Source organism: Streptomyces sp. NPDC049627, assembly GCF_044465645.1.
In the GTDB taxonomy this organism is placed as follows: domain Bacteria; phylum Actinomycetota; class Actinomycetes; order Streptomycetales; family Streptomycetaceae; genus Streptomyces.
In genome coordinates, this window is the sequence record NZ_JBITLW010000009.1 from 165831 (window position 1) to 182784 (window position 16954).

20 protein-coding genes are annotated in these 16954 nt (G+C 72.1%); 5 read left to right on the forward strand and 15 right to left on the reverse strand.

Annotated elements, in window-relative coordinates; translation table 11 throughout:
• Positions 1-100: 100 nt before the first annotated feature.
• On the reverse strand, positions 101-760 hold the full coding sequence (locus tag ACIBU0_RS25035) for a histidine phosphatase family protein (RefSeq protein WP_398821992.1): 660 nt from the start codon (positions 758-760) through the stop codon (positions 101-103).
• A gap of 72 nt (positions 761-832) precedes the next feature.
• Here ACIBU0_RS25035 and ACIBU0_RS25040 point away from each other — a divergent pair, with 72 nt between their 5' ends.
• The 3 genes from ACIBU0_RS25040 to ACIBU0_RS25050 all read left to right on the forward strand — a co-directional run bounded on the left by ACIBU0_RS25040 (position 833) and on the right by ACIBU0_RS25050 (position 3484).
• Positions 833-2326, forward strand: coding sequence for a bifunctional phosphatase PAP2/diacylglycerol kinase family protein (locus ACIBU0_RS25040; RefSeq protein WP_398821994.1), 1494 nt, complete (start codon positions 833-835; stop codon positions 2324-2326).
• 124 nt (positions 2327-2450) lie between these two features.
• A complete protein-coding gene (locus ACIBU0_RS25045) occupies positions 2451-3272 on the forward strand; it encodes a class I SAM-dependent methyltransferase (protein ID WP_398821996.1) in 822 nt (273 codons plus the stop codon).
• A 41-nt stretch (positions 3273-3313) separates the two neighbouring features.
• Positions 3314-3484: a hydrophobic protein gene (locus tag ACIBU0_RS25050; RefSeq protein ID WP_398821998.1), complete on the forward strand. Its 171-nt coding sequence runs from the start codon at positions 3314-3316 to the stop codon at positions 3482-3484.
• 7 nt (positions 3485-3491) lie between these two features.
• Here the strand turns inward: ACIBU0_RS25050 and ACIBU0_RS25055 are convergent, their stop codons facing one another.
• The 13 genes from ACIBU0_RS25055 to ACIBU0_RS25115 all read right to left on the reverse strand — a co-directional run bounded on the left by ACIBU0_RS25055 (position 3492) and on the right by ACIBU0_RS25115 (position 13610).
• Positions 3492-3776, reverse strand: coding sequence for a gas vesicle protein K (locus ACIBU0_RS25055; protein ID WP_398822000.1), 285 nt, complete (start codon positions 3774-3776; stop codon positions 3492-3494).
• Positions 3773-3961: a gas vesicle protein gene (locus ACIBU0_RS25060; protein ID WP_031475810.1), complete on the reverse strand. Its 189-nt coding sequence runs from the start codon at positions 3959-3961 to the stop codon at positions 3773-3775. Before ACIBU0_RS25060 ends, ACIBU0_RS25055 begins: the two co-directional genes overlap by 4 nt.
• On the reverse strand, positions 3958-4773 hold the full coding sequence (locus tag ACIBU0_RS25065) for a GvpL/GvpF family gas vesicle protein (RefSeq protein ID WP_398822003.1): 816 nt from the start codon (positions 4771-4773) through the stop codon (positions 3958-3960). The genes ACIBU0_RS25060 and ACIBU0_RS25065 overlap by 4 nt, the downstream gene beginning before the upstream one ends.
• Positions 4770-5120 carry a gas vesicle protein gene (locus tag ACIBU0_RS25070; RefSeq protein WP_398822005.1) on the reverse strand — a complete coding sequence of 117 codons (351 nt, stop codon included), beginning with the start codon at positions 5118-5120 and terminating at the stop codon, positions 4770-4772. Before ACIBU0_RS25070 ends, ACIBU0_RS25065 begins: the two co-directional genes overlap by 4 nt.
• On the reverse strand, positions 5117-6229 hold the full coding sequence (locus ACIBU0_RS25075) for an SRPBCC family protein (RefSeq protein WP_398822007.1): 1113 nt from the start codon (positions 6227-6229) through the stop codon (positions 5117-5119). The genes ACIBU0_RS25070 and ACIBU0_RS25075 overlap by 4 nt, the downstream gene beginning before the upstream one ends.
• Positions 6229-6981 carry a DNA primase gene (locus ACIBU0_RS25080; protein WP_398822765.1) on the reverse strand — a complete coding sequence of 251 codons (753 nt, stop codon included), beginning with the start codon at positions 6979-6981 and terminating at the stop codon, positions 6229-6231. Before ACIBU0_RS25080 ends, ACIBU0_RS25075 begins: the two co-directional genes overlap by 1 nt.
• Positions 6981-7241 carry a gas vesicle protein GvpG gene (locus tag ACIBU0_RS25085; protein ID WP_398822009.1) on the reverse strand — a complete coding sequence of 87 codons (261 nt, stop codon included), beginning with the start codon at positions 7239-7241 and terminating at the stop codon, positions 6981-6983. Before ACIBU0_RS25085 ends, ACIBU0_RS25080 begins: the two co-directional genes overlap by 1 nt.
• 4 nt (positions 7242-7245) lie before the next feature.
• A complete protein-coding gene (locus ACIBU0_RS25090; protein WP_398822011.1) occupies positions 7246-8016 on the reverse strand; it encodes a GvpL/GvpF family gas vesicle protein in 771 nt (256 codons plus the stop codon).
• A complete protein-coding gene (locus ACIBU0_RS25095) occupies positions 8013-8438 on the reverse strand; it encodes a gas vesicle structural protein GvpA (RefSeq protein ID WP_398822013.1) in 426 nt (141 codons plus the stop codon). The genes ACIBU0_RS25090 and ACIBU0_RS25095 overlap by 4 nt, the downstream gene beginning before the upstream one ends.
• A 52-nt stretch (positions 8439-8490) precedes the next feature.
• Positions 8491-8823, reverse strand: coding sequence for a gas vesicle protein (locus ACIBU0_RS25100; protein ID WP_398822015.1), 333 nt, complete (start codon positions 8821-8823; stop codon positions 8491-8493).
• Between the two features lie 130 nt (positions 8824-8953).
• The gene (ligD, locus tag ACIBU0_RS25105) at positions 8954-9883 is read right to left on the reverse strand and encodes a non-homologous end-joining DNA ligase (protein WP_398822017.1); all 930 of its coding nucleotides are present in this window, start codon (positions 9881-9883) and stop codon (positions 8954-8956) included.
• On the reverse strand, positions 9880-11727 hold the full coding sequence (locus tag ACIBU0_RS25110; RefSeq protein WP_398822019.1) for a transketolase: 1848 nt from the start codon (positions 11725-11727) through the stop codon (positions 9880-9882). Before ACIBU0_RS25110 ends, ligD begins: the two co-directional genes overlap by 4 nt.
• The gene (locus tag ACIBU0_RS25115; protein ID WP_398822021.1) at positions 11724-13610 is read right to left on the reverse strand and encodes an FAD-dependent oxidoreductase; all 1887 of its coding nucleotides are present in this window, start codon (positions 13608-13610) and stop codon (positions 11724-11726) included. Before ACIBU0_RS25115 ends, ACIBU0_RS25110 begins: the two co-directional genes overlap by 4 nt.
• Positions 13611-13840: 230 nt before the next feature.
• Between ACIBU0_RS25115 and ACIBU0_RS25120 the strand changes: the two genes are divergently transcribed.
• A complete protein-coding gene (locus ACIBU0_RS25120) occupies positions 13841-14797 on the forward strand; it encodes an LLM class F420-dependent oxidoreductase (protein WP_398822023.1) in 957 nt (318 codons plus the stop codon).
• An 18-nt stretch (positions 14798-14815) separates the two neighbouring features.
• Entirely contained in the window at positions 14816-15907 is a 1092-nt protein-coding gene (locus ACIBU0_RS25125; protein ID WP_398822025.1) for an enolase C-terminal domain-like protein, read from the forward strand.
• A 3-nt stretch (positions 15908-15910) separates the two neighbouring features.
• Here the strand turns inward: ACIBU0_RS25125 and ACIBU0_RS25130 are convergent, their stop codons facing one another.
• Positions 15911-16948, reverse strand: coding sequence for an SDR family oxidoreductase (locus ACIBU0_RS25130; RefSeq protein ID WP_398822768.1), 1038 nt, complete (start codon positions 16946-16948; stop codon positions 15911-15913).
• Positions 16949-16954: the final 6 nt, after the last annotated feature.

Sequence of the window (16954 nt, forward strand, 5' to 3'; positions counted from 1 at the left end):
GCTTATCCAAAACGCCGGACGCGGAGACGCGCCCTGAAGGGGGGCGGGGAACTGCGCGACCAGCCCACGACAACCGGCACCCGGCACCGGACAGACACCCCTACGGCGCATCCCCGACAACAGGCCACCCCGCAGGTCCGCCCTCCCCGGCGGGAGACACCACGGCCCCCGCCCACGACACCGCTTTCCACCCCTCCGCAGGCGCCCCCTCCAAAACCACCACACCGGTGTTCTCCAGCGGATGCGCCGCGGCAAAGGCAACGTCCACGTTGTCCGCCCGGGCAGCCGTCCACATACGGATCGCCGCACCATGACTGACCATCGCCACGGTCCCGGCCCCACTCTCAGCGGCCTCGCCCACCACGGTGTCATACCGCGCCAGTGCCTCCGCACCGCTCTCGCCGCCCGGCATCCGCAGCGCCGTGTCACCGGCCGCCCACGCGAACACCGTCTTCATGTAGAGCGCCCCCTGCTCGGAGTCCCCGGGCAGCATCTCCAGGTCGCCCGCGGACAGCTCGCGGACACCGTCGCGGACCAGCACGTCGAGGCCGCGGGCGGCGGCCAGCGGGGCGGCGGTGAGCTGGGTGCGGGTGAGAGTGGAGGCGTACACGGCCTCGATGTCCTCGTCGGCCAGCGCCGCGGGCAGCGCGGCGGCCTGCTTCTCGCCGAGTGCGGTCAGGCCCGGGCCGGGGACGGCCGTGTCCAGCAGATGGTGCAGGTTGGACGGGGTCTGGCCGTGGCGTATGAGGAGCAGGCGCATGCGCGGGTTCCTTCGTGTGTCGGTCACTGCCGGGCGGACAGCAATCGGCCACTTCAGGGTACCCAGCCCTGTATGAGCCCAGACGTCGACCTCACCATGCCCACCCCCGGCCGGCACGCCCTGCGCGACCGGCTCCTCGCCCTCGACTCCCGGCTGTTCGAGTTCGCCGCCGAGCGGCACTGGCCGTACGCCGAGCCGGTGCTGCCGCGGCTGAGCCGGAGCGCGAACCACGGGGTGCTGTGGTTCGCGACGGCCGCCGCCATCGCCGCCAGCCGGACGCCGAGGGGCCGCCGGGCGGCGGCCCGGGGCCTCGCCTCGCTGAGCCTCGCCTCGCTGACCATCAACACGCTCGGGAAGAGGTCGGTGCGCCGTCCCCGCCCCGTGCTGGACCCCGTACCGCTGGTCCGGCAGCTGAAGCGGCAGCCGATCACCACCTCGTTCCCGTCCGGTCACTCCGCGTCGGCGGCCGCTTTCGCGACCGGTGTCGCCCTGGAGTCGCCGGGGTGGGGCCTGGCCGTGGCCCCGATCGCCTGGTCGGTCGCGCTGTCCCGGGTGTACACGGGCGTCCACTTCCCGAGCGACGTGCTGGCGGGGGCAGCCCTGGGCGCGGGCGCCGCGTTCGCCGTACGGGGCATGGTACCGACGCGTGACCGGCTGGTCCCGCCGGCCCGGCCTCGTACGGACGTGCCGGCGCTGCCGGACGGGGAGGGCCTGGTCGTGGTGGCCAACAAGGGGTCGGGCACCGCCGACCGGGTGCACGCCCTGCTGGACACGCTGCCGCGCGCCGAGGTCGTCGAGTGCGAATCGTCCGAGACTCGCGCCGAGTTGCGCAAGGCGGCGGCGCGGGCCCGGGTGCTCGGCGTGTGCGGTGGCGACGGCACGGTGAACGCCGCCGCCGAGGTGGCGCTGCGGCACGGTCTGCCGCTCGCGGTGCTGCCCGGCGGCACGATGAACCACTTCGCCCATGACCTGGGCGTGGAGGACGCGCACGATCTGAGCCGGGCCGTGCAGCGGGGCCAGGCCGTGCGCGTGGACGTGGGCCGGTTCACCTGCGACGGACGGCAGGGCCTGTTCCTCAATACCTGCAGCCTGGGCGTGTATCCGCAACTGGTGCGCGTGCGGGACCACTTCTCGCCCCGGATCGGGGCCTGGCCGGCCGGGGTGCTGGCCGCCCTGCGCGTCCTGCGCACCGAACGCCACCCCCTGCACGCCGAAGTCGCCGGCCGCGCCCACCCGTTGTGGCTGCTGTTCGCCGGGAACGGCACCTACCACCGGGTGGGCCTGGTGCCCGCTCGGCGCCTGGACCTCGCGGACGGCGTGCTGGACGTGCGCGTGGTGCACGGTGGGCGCCGACCCGCCCTGCGCCTGCTCGCGGCCGCCATCGCGGGCCCCCTGACCCGCTCTCCGGCGCACGCGGCGGTCCAGGTGGGCCGACTGCGCCTGTCGGGTGTCACCCCGGGCGCGCTCCTCGCGTACGACGGTGAAGTCACCGAGGTGGGCGGCGAGGTGACGCTGGAGAAGCTGCCGGAGGCGCTCACGGTGTACCGTCCGCTCCCCGGCCCCTGACTCTCCGTCAGTCCACATAGCAAAACGCGTATCTCAATATTCGGCATGCGGGCATACGGTGTCGCGTACCGCCCGACGGGGTTCCGTGCCCCGTGAGCCGGTACGACGAGACGAGGGGACAGCCATGTCGAAGGCACAGGAGACCGCCGTCTACACGCACGGACACCACGAGTCCGTACTGCGTTCGCACACCTGGCGCACCGCCGCCAACTCCGCCGCCTACCTGCTGGGATCGCTGAAGCCGCACATGCGGATCCTGGACGTCGGCTGCGGCCCCGGCACGATCACGGCCGATCTGGCGGCCCTGGTCCCCGACGGCCACGTCACCGGCGTGGACCGGGCGGCGGAGATCCTGGAGCAGGCCCGGGACACGGCCGCCGGACGCGGTCTGACGAACGCCGACTTCACGGTCGCGGACGTGCACGCGCTGGACTTCCCGGACGACACGTTCTGCGTCGTCCACGCCCACCAGGTGCTGCAGCACGTCGGTGATCCGGTGGGGGCGCTGCGCGAGATGAAGCGGGTGACCAGGCCGGGCGGTTTCATCGCCGTCCGCGACTCGGACTACGCGGCGATGACGTGGTATCCGGCGTCCCAGGGCATGGACGCCTGGCTGGACCTGTACCGCCGGGTCGCCCGCGCCAACGGCGGCGAGCCGGACGCCGGGCGGCGGCTGAAGTCCTGGGCGCTGCGGGCGGGGTTCACGGACATCACGGCCACGTCCAGCACGTGGACCTACTCGACGCCGGACGAGCGGTCCTGGTGGAGCGGCCTGTGGGCGGACCGCACGCTGGCCTCGGCCTATGCCGAGCGGGCCACGGAGGGCGGACACGCGACCCCGGAGCAGCTGCGGGCGGTGGCGGAGGCCTGGCGTGAGTGGGGGCGGCAGGAGGACGGCTGGTTCAGCGTGCTGCACGGGGAGATTCTGTGCCGTAAGGAAGCCTGAATCGCGAATTTCTGGAAACCCGGCGAGCAGGAGGTCGAATTATGGTTCCTATTCTGCTCGTGCTGCTACTGGCTCTGATTCTCTTCGGTGCCGGATTCGCACTGAAGGCGCTGTGGTGGATCGCGCTGGCGGTTCTCGTGGTGTGGCTTCTGGGTTTCCTGATGCGTGGCACGACCACGGCGGGAGGCAGGGGCCGCTGGTACCGGTGGTGAGGTGACCTCACTCCCGGGGAAGCAGAGGGCCCAGCGGCCCGAGGTCCAGATTCAGGTCCTCGGGCCGCAGCCCGTAGCGCTCGCGCAGTTCGGTCATGCGCTCTTCGAGGAGCATCAGGGTCAGACCGATCCGCTCCTCCTGCTCCTCGCTCAGGTCGCCCGTGTCGAAGCGGCGCAGCGCCTGGCGCTCCATGAGCTGGCGCAGCAGCTCCACGACCGTCAGGACGAGTTTCACCAGGTCGCGTTCCACGGTGTCGGGTTCGAGGTCCAGCCGGCCCCGGCGTGCCGTCATGTCAACTCCCCCCAGGGTGACGGGACCTGCTCGTTGACGGAGCTGATCAGCGCGTTCAGGTCGATACGGACGAGGTCGACGTCCGCGATCCGCAGGGTGATGTCCCCCGTGACGACGACGCCCCCGGCGAGCAGCCGGTCGAGCAGGTCCACGAGGGCGATCTCGCGGCGTTCGACGACGGTCACGGCCTCTCCTCCGGCTCCTGCGCGAACTCACCCGTGAAGGAATAGGCCGCCCAGGGTCCGGTGAGTTCCACCCGGATTCCGGGGGCGTCGTCCTTCTCCCGGTCCACGAGTTCCACGAATTCCTCGGAATCCGCGCGCGGTACCAGATAGGCGGCGTTCAGCATATTCTGCCCGGACGCCCTGGAAAGCGTGGCGCTCTGCGGGGCGTGCAGCCGGGAATCCTCGGCGAACGCGGAAAGCTTTTCGTGCAGTCGGCCGGCGAATGCGGTGGCCGCCTGCCACACGTCTTCGCGGGCCCGTGTCTGCATGCGGCGCTGCCGCAGATAGTCGCGGCCGGACAGGGCGGCCTTCGACTCCGGCCGGCCGGACTCCGCCGGAGCGGCCGGGGCCGCGGGGGCCGCCGACGCCGCGGACTCCGTCTCGGCGTACACCTTGACCCCCCACTCCACCCGCCCGTCCAGCCGGTCCAGCACGCGCCGGAAGTCCTCCTCGCGGGCCTCCATCATGGTCCGTACGCCGCTGTCGTCCCGGAAGACGGTGGCGAGCCGCAGCGGCAGCGGGGTGGTGACGGCGGTGAGCGCGTCGATGACCTGCTGGTGGGCGCGGGCCGTCGCGGTGAGCCAGTCCAGGTCCTCCAGGTGTGCGCGCAGCGGCTCCTCGGCGAAGTCCGCCTCGGGCACCGTGCTGACGACGGCGATCAGACCGTGGTGCGTCAGCTGCTTCGGCGGCGCTCCGGCCACGCCCGTCAGCTGGGACTGAAGGGCGGAACGAAAGGGGCGGCAGACGGCGTAGACATAGCGCAGTGCGGTCATCGGGCCTCCTCCTCTCCCCGGGCGGGCTCTCCCCGGGCCGGCTCCGCGAGCTCCAGCTGGGCCAGGCGCTCGCGCAACTCGGCGTTCTCCCGGGCCAGTTCGTTGCGGCGGGCCCGGGAGGACAACGCCGGGTCGTCCTCCCACCAGTCGATGCCCATCTCCTTGGCCTTGTCGACCGAGGCGACGATGAGGCGGAGCTTGACGGTGAGGAGTTCGATGTCGAGCAGGTTGATCCGGATGTCGCCCGCGATGACCACCCCCTTGTCGAGCACCCGTTCCAGGATGTCCGCGAGGTTGGCGCCACCGCCCTGGCCGTAGGGCTCGGGGAGCCGGCTGGACATCGTCATCGCCGGCTCCCGCCGCCGGCGTACTCGGTCTCGTCCTCGTCCTCGGACTCCTCCTCGTACGCCTCCTCAGGCTCCTCGTCCTCGTCCTCCTCGTACTCGTCCTCTTCGTCTTCCTCGTACTCGCCCTCGGGCTCCTCGTCCTCGGACTCCTCGTCCTCGGCGTACTCGCCGTTGCCCTCGTCCTCCTCGTACTCTTCCTCGTCTCCCTCGTCCTCGGACTCCTCCGCGACCGCGTCCTCATGGCTGCGGACGACCTCGCCGTCACGGATCTCACCGCGCCAGCCGTCCTCGGCCTCTCCCTTGAGGGTGATGAAGCGGACGTAGTTCTTCAGATCGAGGCGGGCCCGGCGGCCCTGGGCGCGCCAGAGGTTGCCGGTCTTCTCGAACAGGCCCGTGGGGTAGTACTCGATGACCAGCAGGACGCGCGTGAGGCTGTCGCCGAGGCGGTGGAAGGAGACGACGCCCTTCGTCGTGCCCTTGGCGCCCTCCGAGCTCCAGGCGATCCGGTCGTCCGGCACCTGCTCGGTAGTCTTCGCCTTCCAGCTGCGGTTGGACCAGAAGACCTTCAGCTGCCAGTCGGAGGTCGTGTCGTCCGCGCGGTTCGCGCTCTTCACGCCCTTCGCGAAGGTGCTGAAGTCCTGGTACTGGGTCCACTGGTCGTACGCGGTGCGCACCGGCACGCCGACGTCGACGTGCTCGATGATGACGGTCGGCTTGTTGCCGGCCTTTCCCTTGCCTTTGCCCTTTCCCTTGTCCTTGATCTTGCCGCCGAGGTTCTTGAACGCGTCGACCACGTTGTCCTTGGCGTGCGTGGCGCCGACCTCCAGCGCGGTGCGCAACGGGCCCTTGCCGTCGGCGAGCTTGCGGCCGCCGTCGACGGCGAGCTTGGCCAGGCCCGGGCTGCGGCCCTCGGCGATGTCGTTCAGCTTCACCGTGGCCTCGCCGAGTTTGCGCCCCGCGCCGACCAGCAGCCGCTGGCTCTGGGCGGCGAGGTACTCCTGCAGTTCGGCCTTGAACCGGTCGGCGGCCTCGCTGTGGGCCACGCCGGCGAGTGGTTGCTTCGCCGCTCCGCGGGCCGCGGAGGTCGCGGATCCGAGCGTCTCGGTCATCACTCGTCACCGCCCTTCGACTGGCGCGCCCGGCCGCCGCGGGCGGTGCCGCCGGCTCCGGCCGTCTTCCTGGCGGCCGACCTCGCGGTCCCGCTTCGCTTCTGGGCGGCCTTCCTGGGCGCTGTCCTTCCGGCGGCGGTCTTCTTCGCCGCCGCCTTCTTCGTGGGGGCCTTCTTCGTCGAGGCCTTCTGCGCCGGCTTCTTGGCGGTCTTCTTCCCCTGGCTCCGCCTCGCCGCCGCCTTCCCGGACGACTCCTCGGCCTCAGCCTCGGCCTCTTCGGCGTCCTCGGCGTCCTCGTCCGCTCCGGAGTCCTCCGGCTCGTCGCGGTCCTCGTCCCAAGCGCGAGGCTCTTCGTCATCCTCCGCGCGCGGCTCCTCGGCCTCGCTCTCCTCGTCGGCCTCCTCGTTCCGCGCGCCGAGATCCGGCGTCGGCACCGCACCCGACAGCCGCTCACGCACCTCGGCGGTGCGTCCGTGCAGCCGGTCGGCGAGCGAGTCGAGCCGGCGCTCGACCAGGGCGCCGGACGCCGCCTGGCCGACGCCGCGCAGATCCTCGCGCAGCTGGTCCCCGATCTCCTTGAACTGCGGGTTGTTCTGCAGTTGTCCGGACACCAGGTCGGCGACGGCCCGCGGGCTCAGATGCATCCGCTTGCCGGCCACCACGCTGCCGACGGCCAACGCCATTTTCAGTTTCCTCGTCCGTCCGAGGACGTATCCGGCCCCTATCGCGAGGCCCAGTCCCGCTCGGTTCATCATGCCGTCCCGTCGCTGTTCCCGTACCCTGCGCGCAGGCCGATCTCCAGTCGGTCGAGAAGTTCGTCCTCACGGCGGTCGAACTCCTCCTCGTCGATCTCGCCCGCGGTCAACTGCTCCTCCAACCGCGCCAGTTCGGCCCGCACGGCGGCGGGGTCGTAGTAGAGGCGCTCGGCCTCGTGCAGCACCTGTCTGATCACCCATCCGCTGCCGCGCACCGGGGCGAACGGCAGCAGAAGGACCTCTCCGATCAGTCCCACCGGCTCACTCCTTCATCGCTCCGCCGCCGGACATCGCGTCCGCGGGCTCGGCGGGGCCGGGCTCGACGAAGCTGTACGGCGGCAGCGGGCCGTTGACGCGCAGGTCCAGGTGCGGATGGTCCGCGCGGAGCTGCTCGACGGCACTCATGAACGTCTCGACCGAGTCGCGGTCGACCAGGAACGACACGTTGGCGAGCCAGCCGGTGGAGTCCGGGCCCTGGCTGACCGCCGCCGCGGCCGGTTCCAGGATGTGCTGCACCTCGGTCGCGTCCTCGGCCTCCTGGGCCTTGACCGCGGCGACCACCATCTCGCCGAGCCGGAGCCGCTGCTCGTAGGAGCCGCCGCCGGCCTGCCGGTTGGCCTCCGTCATGGCCCGGATCTCCGGGTTCTCGGCCAGCACCCGGTGCAGCACCGCCTCCTCGGCGTGCGTGGCCTTCACGTTGTACTCGACCTTGCCGTCCAGGGCCGTGAGCCGCTCCTTGTAGTGCTCGGCGCGTTCGGTGAGGACCGAGGTGACCGTGTCGTCGTCGGGGGCGACGCTGCCGAACCGCATGGGCAGGACACAGCCGCCGGCGCCCGCCTCGGCGAGCACGTTCGAGTGGGCGAGCAGTTCCCTGCGCTTGGGACGCAGGTCTTCCGGGGCGTCGCTGACGAGGGCGGCGAGGTCACCCGCCTTCAGGACCCGCACGGGGCGCGACGGCTCGCCCACACCGCCGAAGTCCTTCGGAAGGGCGGGATGCGAGCTCGCGGTGATGCCGTACACGTACGTGCTCACTCCTGCTCCTCCTTCCTGCGCGTCGTGGTGGACTTGCGGGGGCGGGCCTTGGGCTCGCGCTCGCCTTCGTCACGCGCCTGCTTGAAGGCGTCCGAGATGGTCTCGGCGGCGCCGGACAGGGCCCCCTTGGACTTGCCGCGCGCGCCGGACTCGGTGATCTCGCCGACCATGTCGGGCAGACCGGGGCTCTTGCGCGGCCCGGCCTCGAGGTCGAGCCGGTTGCACGCCTCCGCGAAGCGGAGATAGGTGTCGACGCTGGCGACGACGACACGGACGTCGATCTTCAGGATTTCGATGCCGACCAGGGATACCCGCACGAACGCGTCAATGACGAGCCCCCTGTCGAGTACGAGCTCGAGAACGTCGTAGAGGCCGCTGCTGCCGCCTCCGCCGCCGGTCTGCTGTGCCGGGACAACGGTCATGCCGACCGTTCCTCCTTGTCTCGGGACGGTGGATCGGGAGTGGACGGGCGGCCTACCGGCCGCCTTGCCTGTGTGCGTCGGAGCGCCCACGTTCGTAGCGGCGCACGCGCCGGTAGCCGGTGAGCTCTCCCTCCGGGTCGAGATCGACCTGGTAGCTCGCCATCAGGCTCATCGTGTCGGGGACGCGGGACAGTTCCAGGACCTCTATTTCGAGCGTCCAGCCGTCCTCGGTCTGCTCGAAGGACGTCACTGTCTCCGCGTTCATGCCGGTGAGCTCGGCGAGCTGGGTCCGTGCCTGACGCAGGACCTCCATGGGGGTCGGCCGCTCGTCCGCCCCGCCCGTCTGCCGTCTGGATGACTTGGGTGTGTTCTGTGAATCATTCATGGGCGCCTCCTTCGCCGAGTGGCCTGGAAGGCGCCGGTCAAACCCGCCGCTCGCTTTCTTCGGGCACGCGTTCGGGCGCGCGGTGCTTCTCCAGGCCTGCGGGGCGGCTTTCCGGCACGCGGTGCCTCCTTCAGGCACGCAGTGCGTCGAGCCTGCGCCGGGCCGGTCCGAGGGCGCGTCCCCGGCCCATCAGCCCGGCCCAGGGGTCGGTGCGGGCCTGCTCCACGGCGTCGGCGATGCTCCAGCGCCGGGCGTCCAGCTCCTGGTCGTCCAGATCCGCCCAGGTCAGCGGCGTGGCGACGGGGGCGCCGGGGCGGGCGCGCACGGTGTAGGGCGCGACGGCGGTCTGGGCGTAGGCGTTGCGCTGCACGTCGAGGTAGAGCCGGTCGCCGCGGTCCTTCTTGCGGGCGGCGGTGGTGAGCCGGTCCGGATGGGCCGCCTCGAGCATTCCGGCGACGTCCTTGGCGAACTCCCTTACCTCGTCGAAGTCGTGCTGCCCGTTCAGCGGAACGACGATGTGCAGCCCGCGCGAGCCGGTGGTCATCGGCGCCGAGGGCAGATCCAGCTCGTCGAGGAGCTCGCCGAGAAGTCCGGCGGCCGCCCTGACCTGGGCAAAAGAGTCCTCGGCCGGGTCGAGGTCGAAGACCATCCGGTCGGGCCGGTCGATGCCGTCGGTGCGGGAGAGCCAGCGGTGCACGGTGAGGCAGGCCTGGTCGGCGAGGAAGACGAGGGTGGCGGTGTCGTCGCAGACGGTGTGGCAGACGGTGCCGTCCTCCTTGGGCACCTCGAAGCGGGTGATCCACTCCGGGTAGTGCTCCGGGGTGTTCTTCTGCATGAATCGCGGGCCGTCGAGACCGTCGGGGTGCCGCTCCAGCATCAGCGGGCGGCCCCGCAGGTGCGGCAGCATGAACGCGGCGACGGACCGGTAGTAGTCGACGAGGTCTCCCTTGGTGTACTCCTTGGCGCCTGCGCCGCCGGGGAAGAGCACCTTGTCGACCCGTTTGACCTCGACGGTACGGCGGCCTGCCCGCACCTTCCTGGTATCGCCGCCGCCCGTCACCGTACGACCGCCTCCTCCACCAGCAGCTTCCCCGCGGCCGCGATGGACGCGGCGTCGATGCCCGCGGCGTGCAGCTGCTGGTCCGGGGAGGCCGAGCCCGGCATCCTGCGGACGGCGAGGCGCACCAGGCGCGGCACCGGGCGCCCGTCGAGGAACGCGTCGAGGACGGCGTCGCCGAGGCCGCCCTCCTCGTGGTGGTCCTCCACGGTGAGCAGACAGCCGGTGTCCTCGGCGGCCCGGCGCAGGGTGGCCCGGTCCACGGGCTTGACGGAGTAGAGGTCGACGACCCTGACCTGGATGCCCTCGCGGTCCAGGGCGTCGGCGGCGGCGAGCGCCTCGTGCACGGTGACGCCGGCCGCGACGACGGTCAGCCGGTCGTACGGACTGGAGCGCAGCACCTTGCTGCCGCCGACGGGGAACTCCTCGTCGGGGCCGTAGAGGACCGGGCTCGCGCCGCGCGAGGTGCGCAGATAGCGGATGCCCTGCAGGCCGGCCATGGCGGCGACGAGCTTCGCGGTCTGGTTGGCGTCGCACGGGTACAGCACGGTCGAGCCGTGCACGGCCCGCATCATCGCCAGGTCCTCCAGGCCCATCTGGCTCGGCCCGTCCTGCCCGATCGCGACGCCGGCGTGCGAGCCGACGAGGTTGACGCCGGCCCCGCTGACCGACGCCATGCGCACGAAGTCGTGGGCGCGGGTGAGGAATGCGGCGAAGGTGGAGGCGTAGGGCACCCAGCCGCGTGTCGCGAGCCCCACCGCGGCGGCGACCATCTGCTGCTCGGCGATGTAGCACTCGAAGAACCGGTCGGGGTGCTCCTTGGCGAAGAACTCGGCGCGGGTGGAGTCGCTGACCTCGCCGTCGAGGGCGACGACGTCACCGCGGCAGGTGCCCAGCGCGGCGAGCGCCTCACCGTAGGCGTTGCGCGTGGCCACCTCCTCGCCCTTGTCCCAGCGGGGCAGTTGGAGGTCGCCGACGGGAACGGAGTGCAGCATGCGGGCGGCGGGCGGTTCGTGGACGCTGACGCGGATGTCGCGGGGCCCGCCGAGTTCCGCGATCGCCTCCTCCGGCTCCGGCAGCGGCTTGCCGTGCAGTCCCTCCCGGTCCTGGACGGTCTCGACGCCCTTGCCCTTGAGCGTGCGGGCGAGGATCGCGGTGGGCTGCCCGGTGGTGGACCTGGCCTCCCCGTACGCGCGGTCGATCGCGTCCACGTCGTGCCCGTCGACCTCGACGGTGTGCCAGCCGAAGGCCTGGAAGCGGCGGGCATAGGCGTCGAGATCATGGCCGTGCCGGGTCGGGCCGCGCTGGCCCAGCCGGTTCACGTCGACGATCGCGGTGAGGTTGTCCAGATGCTCGTACGCCGCGTGTTCGGCGGCCTCCCACACGGACCCTTCCGCGAGCTCGCTGTCCCCGCACAGCACCCACACCCGGTACCCGGACCGGTCGAGCCGCTTGCCGGCCAGCGCGATCCCCACCCCGATCGGCAGCCCCTGCCCGAGCGAACCGGTCGCGGTCTCCACCCACGGCAGCCACCGCGGCGTCGGATGCCCTTCGAGCCGGCTGCCGAGCTTGCGGAAGGTGAGCAGCTCACCGTCCTCGATGGCGCCGGCCGCCTTGTAGGCGGAGTACAGCAGGGGCGAGGCGTGTCCTTTGGAGAGGACGAAGCGGTCGTTGCCGGGGTGGGCGGGCCGGTCGAAGTCGTAGCGGAGGTGGTTGGCGAGGAGTACGGCCGTCAGATCGGCGGCGGACATCGACGACGTAGGGTGCCCCGACCCCGCGGCGGCGGAGGCCCGCACGCTGTCCACACGCAACTGCTGGGCGAGCTCGACGAGTTCGGCGGTGTTCATGGGGCTCCTTCCGAGGGGTTGTGGGAGCGGGGTCCGGGGGCTTCGGGGTGCCGTTTGTGGACCGCGGGGGCGTCGGGGGGCGGCTCGTGTGCGGCCCGGAGTTCGTCCCGCGTCACGGGGCCGGGAGGTTCGGGGTGCTTGACGGCGTCGGGGTCCTGGACGGGGTCGGACGGTTCGGCGGCCCTGCGGGTGCCCTGGGGCGTGCCTGTACGACCGCCCGAGCGTGCCGCACCGCCACCCGTGCCCGAGGAGCCGCCACCCGTGCCCGACGCCCAGTGGCCCTTGGTGACGTCGGGGCGCCGGACGGAGATGGGGGCGCCGAAGCGCTTGCTCTCCTGGGCCTCCGTGGCATCAGGGTGCTCGGCGGGACCGGGCGAGGCGAAGCCCTTCGCGGGCCCACCACCGGGTTGACTCTCCACGCGCTCGCCTCCCGACCGGCTTCTGTCGGGCTCCTCGGCCTCCGTCGGCTCAGCCGCCCCCTGACCTGCCTGCGACCGCTTCCCCCCTCCTTTCACCGCGCCGCTCTCCGCGCCCCTCTCCCGGGGCCGCTCCCCCCTCTTCTCCACGCCCTTCTCCGGCCCACCCGGCACCCGCGCCAGCTCCGGCGACGCGGTGTCCAGCGGCACCGACCACTCCCGGACGAGCCCCAACTGCACGGCCTGGCGCGGCAGTACGGCGTCCAGGAACCAGTCGGCGGCGACGCGGATGCGGTTGCCGGGCATCGCGGCGAGGTGGTAGCCGCGGGTGACCGCGCCCGCCGCCACGCCGGACAGCGGCAGGCCGAACGGGTTGGCGGCCGCCTTGACGCCGCCCAGGTCCACGGCGAAGCCCTTGTCGCGGTGGCGGTAGGGGCGCCGCTCACCCATGCCCAGGGACGCGGCGACGTTGTGGGCCACGGCCTTGCCGTGCCGCCAGGCGTGCTGGGCCGTCATCGGCGTGAACTGGCCGGGCTTCTCCAGGTCGGGCACGGCGGCCGCGTCCCCGGCGGCGAACAGCTCGGGCCGGCCGGGGACTTGGAGGTGCGGGTCGACGAGGACGCGGCCTCGTTCCATGGGCAGCCCGAGGGACTCGGCGAGCGGATCCGGCCGTACGCCGACACACCACACCACGGTCCGGGTGTCGACGAACTCGCCGTCGGTCAGCAGGACCCCGCGGTGCGTGGCCTCCTTCACGGAGGTGCCCATCCGCACGTCCACGCCCCGCTGCCGCAGCACCCGGTCGGCGGTGCGGGACAGCCGCTCGTCCAGTTCGGGCAGCACACGGTCGGCGATGTCGAGGAGCAGCCAGCGCGGCCGCATGCCGGCTCGCAGGGGGTGCTTGCGCACCTGGGAGTCGGTGAACAGCTTGCCCTGCGCGGCGACCTCCGTACCGGTGTATCCGGCGCCCACGACGACGAAGGTGCAGCGCGCCCGGCAGCTCTCGGGGTCGTCGGCGGCGGTCGCCAGCTCCACCTGCCGGGTCACGTGGTCGCGCAGGTACAGCGCCTCGGGGAGCCCCCGGAAGCCGTGCGCGTGCTCGGCGACGCCGGGGATGGGCAGCAGCTTGTTGACGCTGCCGGCGGCGAGGATCAGCCGGTCGTAGGGCAGGGTCCCGCCGTCGCCCTCGGGCCCGCTGTAGTGCACGGTGTGCCCGTCGAGGTCGATCGCGTCGGCCTCGCCGAGCACGAGCCGTACGTGGGGCAGGGTGCCGGAGAGCGACACGGTCACCCGGCGCGGTTCGAGGATGCCGGCGGCGACCTGGGGCAGCAGCGGCAGATACAGGAAGTAGTCGGTCGGATTCAGCAGGGTGATGTCGGCCCTGTGCCGGGTGAGCCGGGACAGGGTGCGGGCCGCACGGTACCCGGCGAATCCGGCGCCGACGATCACGATGCGGGGTCGACTCACGGTTGGCCTCCGGCCTGGTTGATGACTCACTCGCTCTTGAGTGCTCGCTGTCGCGTACCTCGGGAGCCTTCCGCGTCCCCCTGGCCAGGACCGCCAAACGTCGGCTCCGGGCAGCGCGGCGTCATGCCACGCCGACCAGGAACAGCCCGGTTTCCCGCCTGGCCGCCGGGTACCCGGAACGGCGACCCCGTCCCCCGCCGCCGACGCGGCACTCCCGGAGGTGTCCCCCGATGCCCGAGTACGGCTACTTCCTGGCGAGCGAGGAGTTCCGTCCCGCCGATCTCGTCGAGCAGGCGAGGATGGCCGAGCAGGCCGGATTCCAGTCGCTGTGGATCTCGGACCACTACCACCCGTGGAACGACGCGCAGGGCGAGAGCCCGTTCGTGTGGTCGGTGATCGGCGCGATCTCGGAGGCGGTCTCGCTGCCCGTCGAGACGGCGGTCACCTGCCCGACCGTGCGCATCCATCCGGCGGTGGTGGCCCAGGCGGCGGCGACCTGCGCGGTGATGACGAACGGCCGCTTCCGGCTCGGCGTCGGCACCGGTGAGGCCCTCAACGAGCACATCCTCGGCCATGTGTGGCCGCCCGCGAGCGTCCGCCTGGAGATGCTGGAAGAGGCGATCCTGATCATGCGCCGGCTGTTCTCCGGCGAGGAGATCAGCCATTACGGCAGCCACTACCGGGTGGAGAACGCCCGCCTGTACACGGTCCCCGACGAGCCGGTCCCGATCGACATCTCCGGCTTCGGCCCGGCGGCGACGGCGCTCGCGGCCCGGGTCGGCGACGGCTACATCACGATGATGCCGGACGAGGAGATGGTGACCCAGTTCCGCAAGGGCGGCGGGCACGGCAAGCCGGTCCTGGGCGGCACGAAGGTCTGCTACGGCACCGACCGCGACGAGGCCGTCCGCACCGTGCGCCGGCTGTGGTCCAACCAGCTGCTGCCCGGCGAGATGGGCCAGATCCTGCCGTCGCCGCGCCATTTCGAGCAGCTGCAACCGCTGATCACCGAGGAGATGGTGCGCGAGAACACGGTGTGCGGGGACGACGCCGACGCGCACGTGTCCGCACTCGACGCCTTCGCCGAGGCGGGCTTCGACCGGATCTACGTCAACCAGATCGGCCCCGACCAGCGCGGCTTCTTCGACTTCTACCGTACGAAGGTGCTGCCGCAGCTGCAGCGGTGACGAGGGGCCGGTCCACCGATGAAACTCCATCTTCCCGTCGTCTCCGTCTACACGGTCCCCACTGACGCGCCCGAGGCGGACGGCACGCTGTCCTGGAACTCCACCACGGTGGTGATCGCCGAGGTGACGGCGGGCGACGCGACCGGCACCGGCTGGACGTACGGCCCGGCGGCGATCGGGGACTTCCTGCGCGACCACCTCGCGCCCCTCGTCGAGGGCCGCAGCGCCCTGGACATCCCGGCCGCGCACGAGGCGATGTCCCGCGCGATCCGCAACGCGGGCCGTCCGGGTGTCGCCGCGTGCGCGATCTCGGCGCTGGACATCGCCCTGTGGGACCTGAAGGCCCGCCTGCTGGAACTGCCCCTGGCCCGGCTCCTGGGCACCTGCCGCGACCGCGTCCCCGTCTACGGCAGCGGCGGCTTCACCACCTACCACGACACCCACCTGGCCGCTCAGTTGAACGGCTGGGTGCACGGCCAGCACATCCCGCGCGTGAAGATCAAGATCGGCGAGGACTGGGGCCGCGAGGTCCTGCGCGATGTCGCCCGGGTCCAGGGCGCGCGCCAAGTGATAGGCGCCGAAGCCGAGTTGTACGTGGACGCCAACGGCGCCTACACCCGTAAGCAGGCCGTCCGCGTCGGCCATGCCCTCGCCGAGCAGGGTGTCGGCTGGTTCGAGGAGCCGGTGTCCTCGGACGACCTGACCGGCCTGCGCCTGGTCCGCGACGCCCTGGTCTGCGACGTCACGGCCGGCGAATACGGCTACGACCTCCCGTACTTCGCCCGCATGATCGCCGCGGGCGCGGTCGACTGCCTCCAGATCGACGCCACGCGCTGCGGCGGCCTCACGGAGTTCCTCCGCGCCGCCGCCCTCGCCCAGGCCCACGGCCTGGAGGTCTCGGCCCACTGCGCCCCGCACGCCCACGCCGCCGTGTGCGCCGCGATCCCCAACCTCCGCCACATCGAGTGGTTCCACGACCACGTCCGCATCGAGGACATGTTCTTCGACGGCGCCCTGGACCCGACGGGCGGCACGATCGCCCCGACGCAGGGGATCGGCCACGGTCTGACACTGCGGGCGGAGGAGGTCCAGGAGTACCGGGTCGCCTAGCGCCTAACGGCGCACCAGGCGGGTCAGCTGTCGTGCGGCCAGCACACCGGCGCCGACCGTGAGTGCCTGTCCCACCCGGCCGCGGTTACGGGAGAGCCACTCCTGTGAACTGCCCGGATGGGACTCCTCGTCGAAACGGCCGTGCGCCCCGAAGTCCCGCCCGTGCGGCCCGTCCGCCGGGGTCCACAGGTTGCCCGGGCCCGCGTGCTCGCCCTCGTCCTGCTGTGCCTCGAAACCGGTCCTCGCCAGGTAGCGGTCCAGCAGCCCGGGAGCGACGGCGTTGGCGATCAGCGTCGCCGCCGTGGACCCCCCGACCCAGTACTCCCGCCGCCGCCCGTGCCCGGCGGCATGCACGATCGCCCGTGCGGCCACCTCCGGCTGATACACCGGCGCCACGGGCCGGGCCCGCCCCGGCAGCCGGTTCAGCACCCAGTCGAACTGCGGGGTGTTGAGGGCGGGGAGCTGCACCATGGTCGTCCGCACCCCGCTCCCCTCGCGCAGCAGCTCGCACCGCAGCGACTCGTTGAACCCCTGGATGGCGTGCTTGGCCCCGCAGTACGCCGACTGCAACGGGATGCCCCGGTAGGCCAGCGCGGATCCGACCTGCACGATGGTCCCCCGGTCACGCGGCAGCATGTGGTGCAGGGCGGCCCGCGTGCCGAACACATAGCCCAGATACGTCACTTCGGTCACCCGCCGGAACTCGTCCGGGGTGATCTCGGTGAACGGCGCGTAGATCCCGGCGAAGGCGTTGTTGACCCAGACGTCGATGCGTCCGAACGCGTCGGCGACCTGCTGAGCCGCGTCGTCGACGGCCTTGGCGTCGGACATGTCCACGCTGACGACCAGGGCCTCACCTCCGGCCCGCTGCACCTCGTCCGCCGCCCCGGCAAGGCCCTCGCGTCCCCGGGCCAGCAGGGCGACCCGGTCGCCCCGCTCGGCGAAGGCCAGGGCCGCGGCCCGGCCCACGCCGCCGCTGGCCCCGGTGACCACGACGGCCCTGCCGTGCCTCGGCAGGGCGCCCTTCCACGGCCTGCGCATCATGCG

What these genes read in the sequence shown, in the direction of transcription:
- ACIBU0_RS25035 (WP_398821992.1), bottom strand. Translation starts at nt 760, where the DNA reads ATGCGCCTGCTCCTCATACGCCACGGCCAGACCCCGTCCAACCTGCAC.
- ACIBU0_RS25040 (WP_398821994.1), top strand. Translation starts at nt 833, where the DNA reads ATGAGCCCAGACGTCGACCTCACCATGCCCACCCCCGGCCGGCACGCC.
- ACIBU0_RS25045 (WP_398821996.1), top strand. Translation starts at nt 2,451, where the DNA reads ATGTCGAAGGCACAGGAGACCGCCGTCTACACGCACGGACACCACGAG.
- ACIBU0_RS25050 (WP_398821998.1), top strand. Translation starts at nt 3,314, where the DNA reads ATGGTTCCTATTCTGCTCGTGCTGCTACTGGCTCTGATTCTCTTCGGT.
- ACIBU0_RS25055 (WP_398822000.1), bottom strand. Translation starts at nt 3,776, where the DNA reads ATGACGGCACGCCGGGGCCGGCTGGACCTCGAACCCGACACCGTGGAA.
- ACIBU0_RS25065 (WP_398822003.1), bottom strand. Translation starts at nt 4,773, where the DNA reads ATGACCGCACTGCGCTATGTCTACGCCGTCTGCCGCCCCTTTCGTTCC.
- ACIBU0_RS25070 (WP_398822005.1), bottom strand. Translation starts at nt 5,120, where the DNA reads ATGACGATGTCCAGCCGGCTCCCCGAGCCCTACGGCCAGGGCGGTGGC.
- ACIBU0_RS25075 (WP_398822007.1), bottom strand. Translation starts at nt 6,229, where the DNA reads ATGACCGAGACGCTCGGATCCGCGACCTCCGCGGCCCGCGGAGCGGCG.
- ACIBU0_RS25080 (WP_398822765.1), bottom strand. Translation starts at nt 6,981, where the DNA reads ATGAACCGAGCGGGACTGGGCCTCGCGATAGGGGCCGGATACGTCCTC.
- ACIBU0_RS25095 (WP_398822013.1), bottom strand. Translation starts at nt 8,438, where the DNA reads ATGACCGTTGTCCCGGCACAGCAGACCGGCGGCGGAGGCGGCAGCAGC.
- ACIBU0_RS25100 (WP_398822015.1), bottom strand. Translation starts at nt 8,823, where the DNA reads ATGAATGATTCACAGAACACACCCAAGTCATCCAGACGGCAGACGGGC.
- ACIBU0_RS25110 (WP_398822019.1), bottom strand. Translation starts at nt 11,727, where the DNA reads ATGAACACCGCCGAACTCGTCGAGCTCGCCCAGCAGTTGCGTGTGGAC.
- ACIBU0_RS25120 (WP_398822023.1), top strand. Translation starts at nt 13,841, where the DNA reads ATGCCCGAGTACGGCTACTTCCTGGCGAGCGAGGAGTTCCGTCCCGCC.
- ACIBU0_RS25125 (WP_398822025.1), top strand. Translation starts at nt 14,816, where the DNA reads ATGAAACTCCATCTTCCCGTCGTCTCCGTCTACACGGTCCCCACTGAC.
- ACIBU0_RS25130 (WP_398822768.1), bottom strand. Translation starts at nt 16,948, where the DNA reads ATGCGCAGGCCGTGGAAGGGCGCCCTGCCGAGGCACGGCAGGGCCGTC.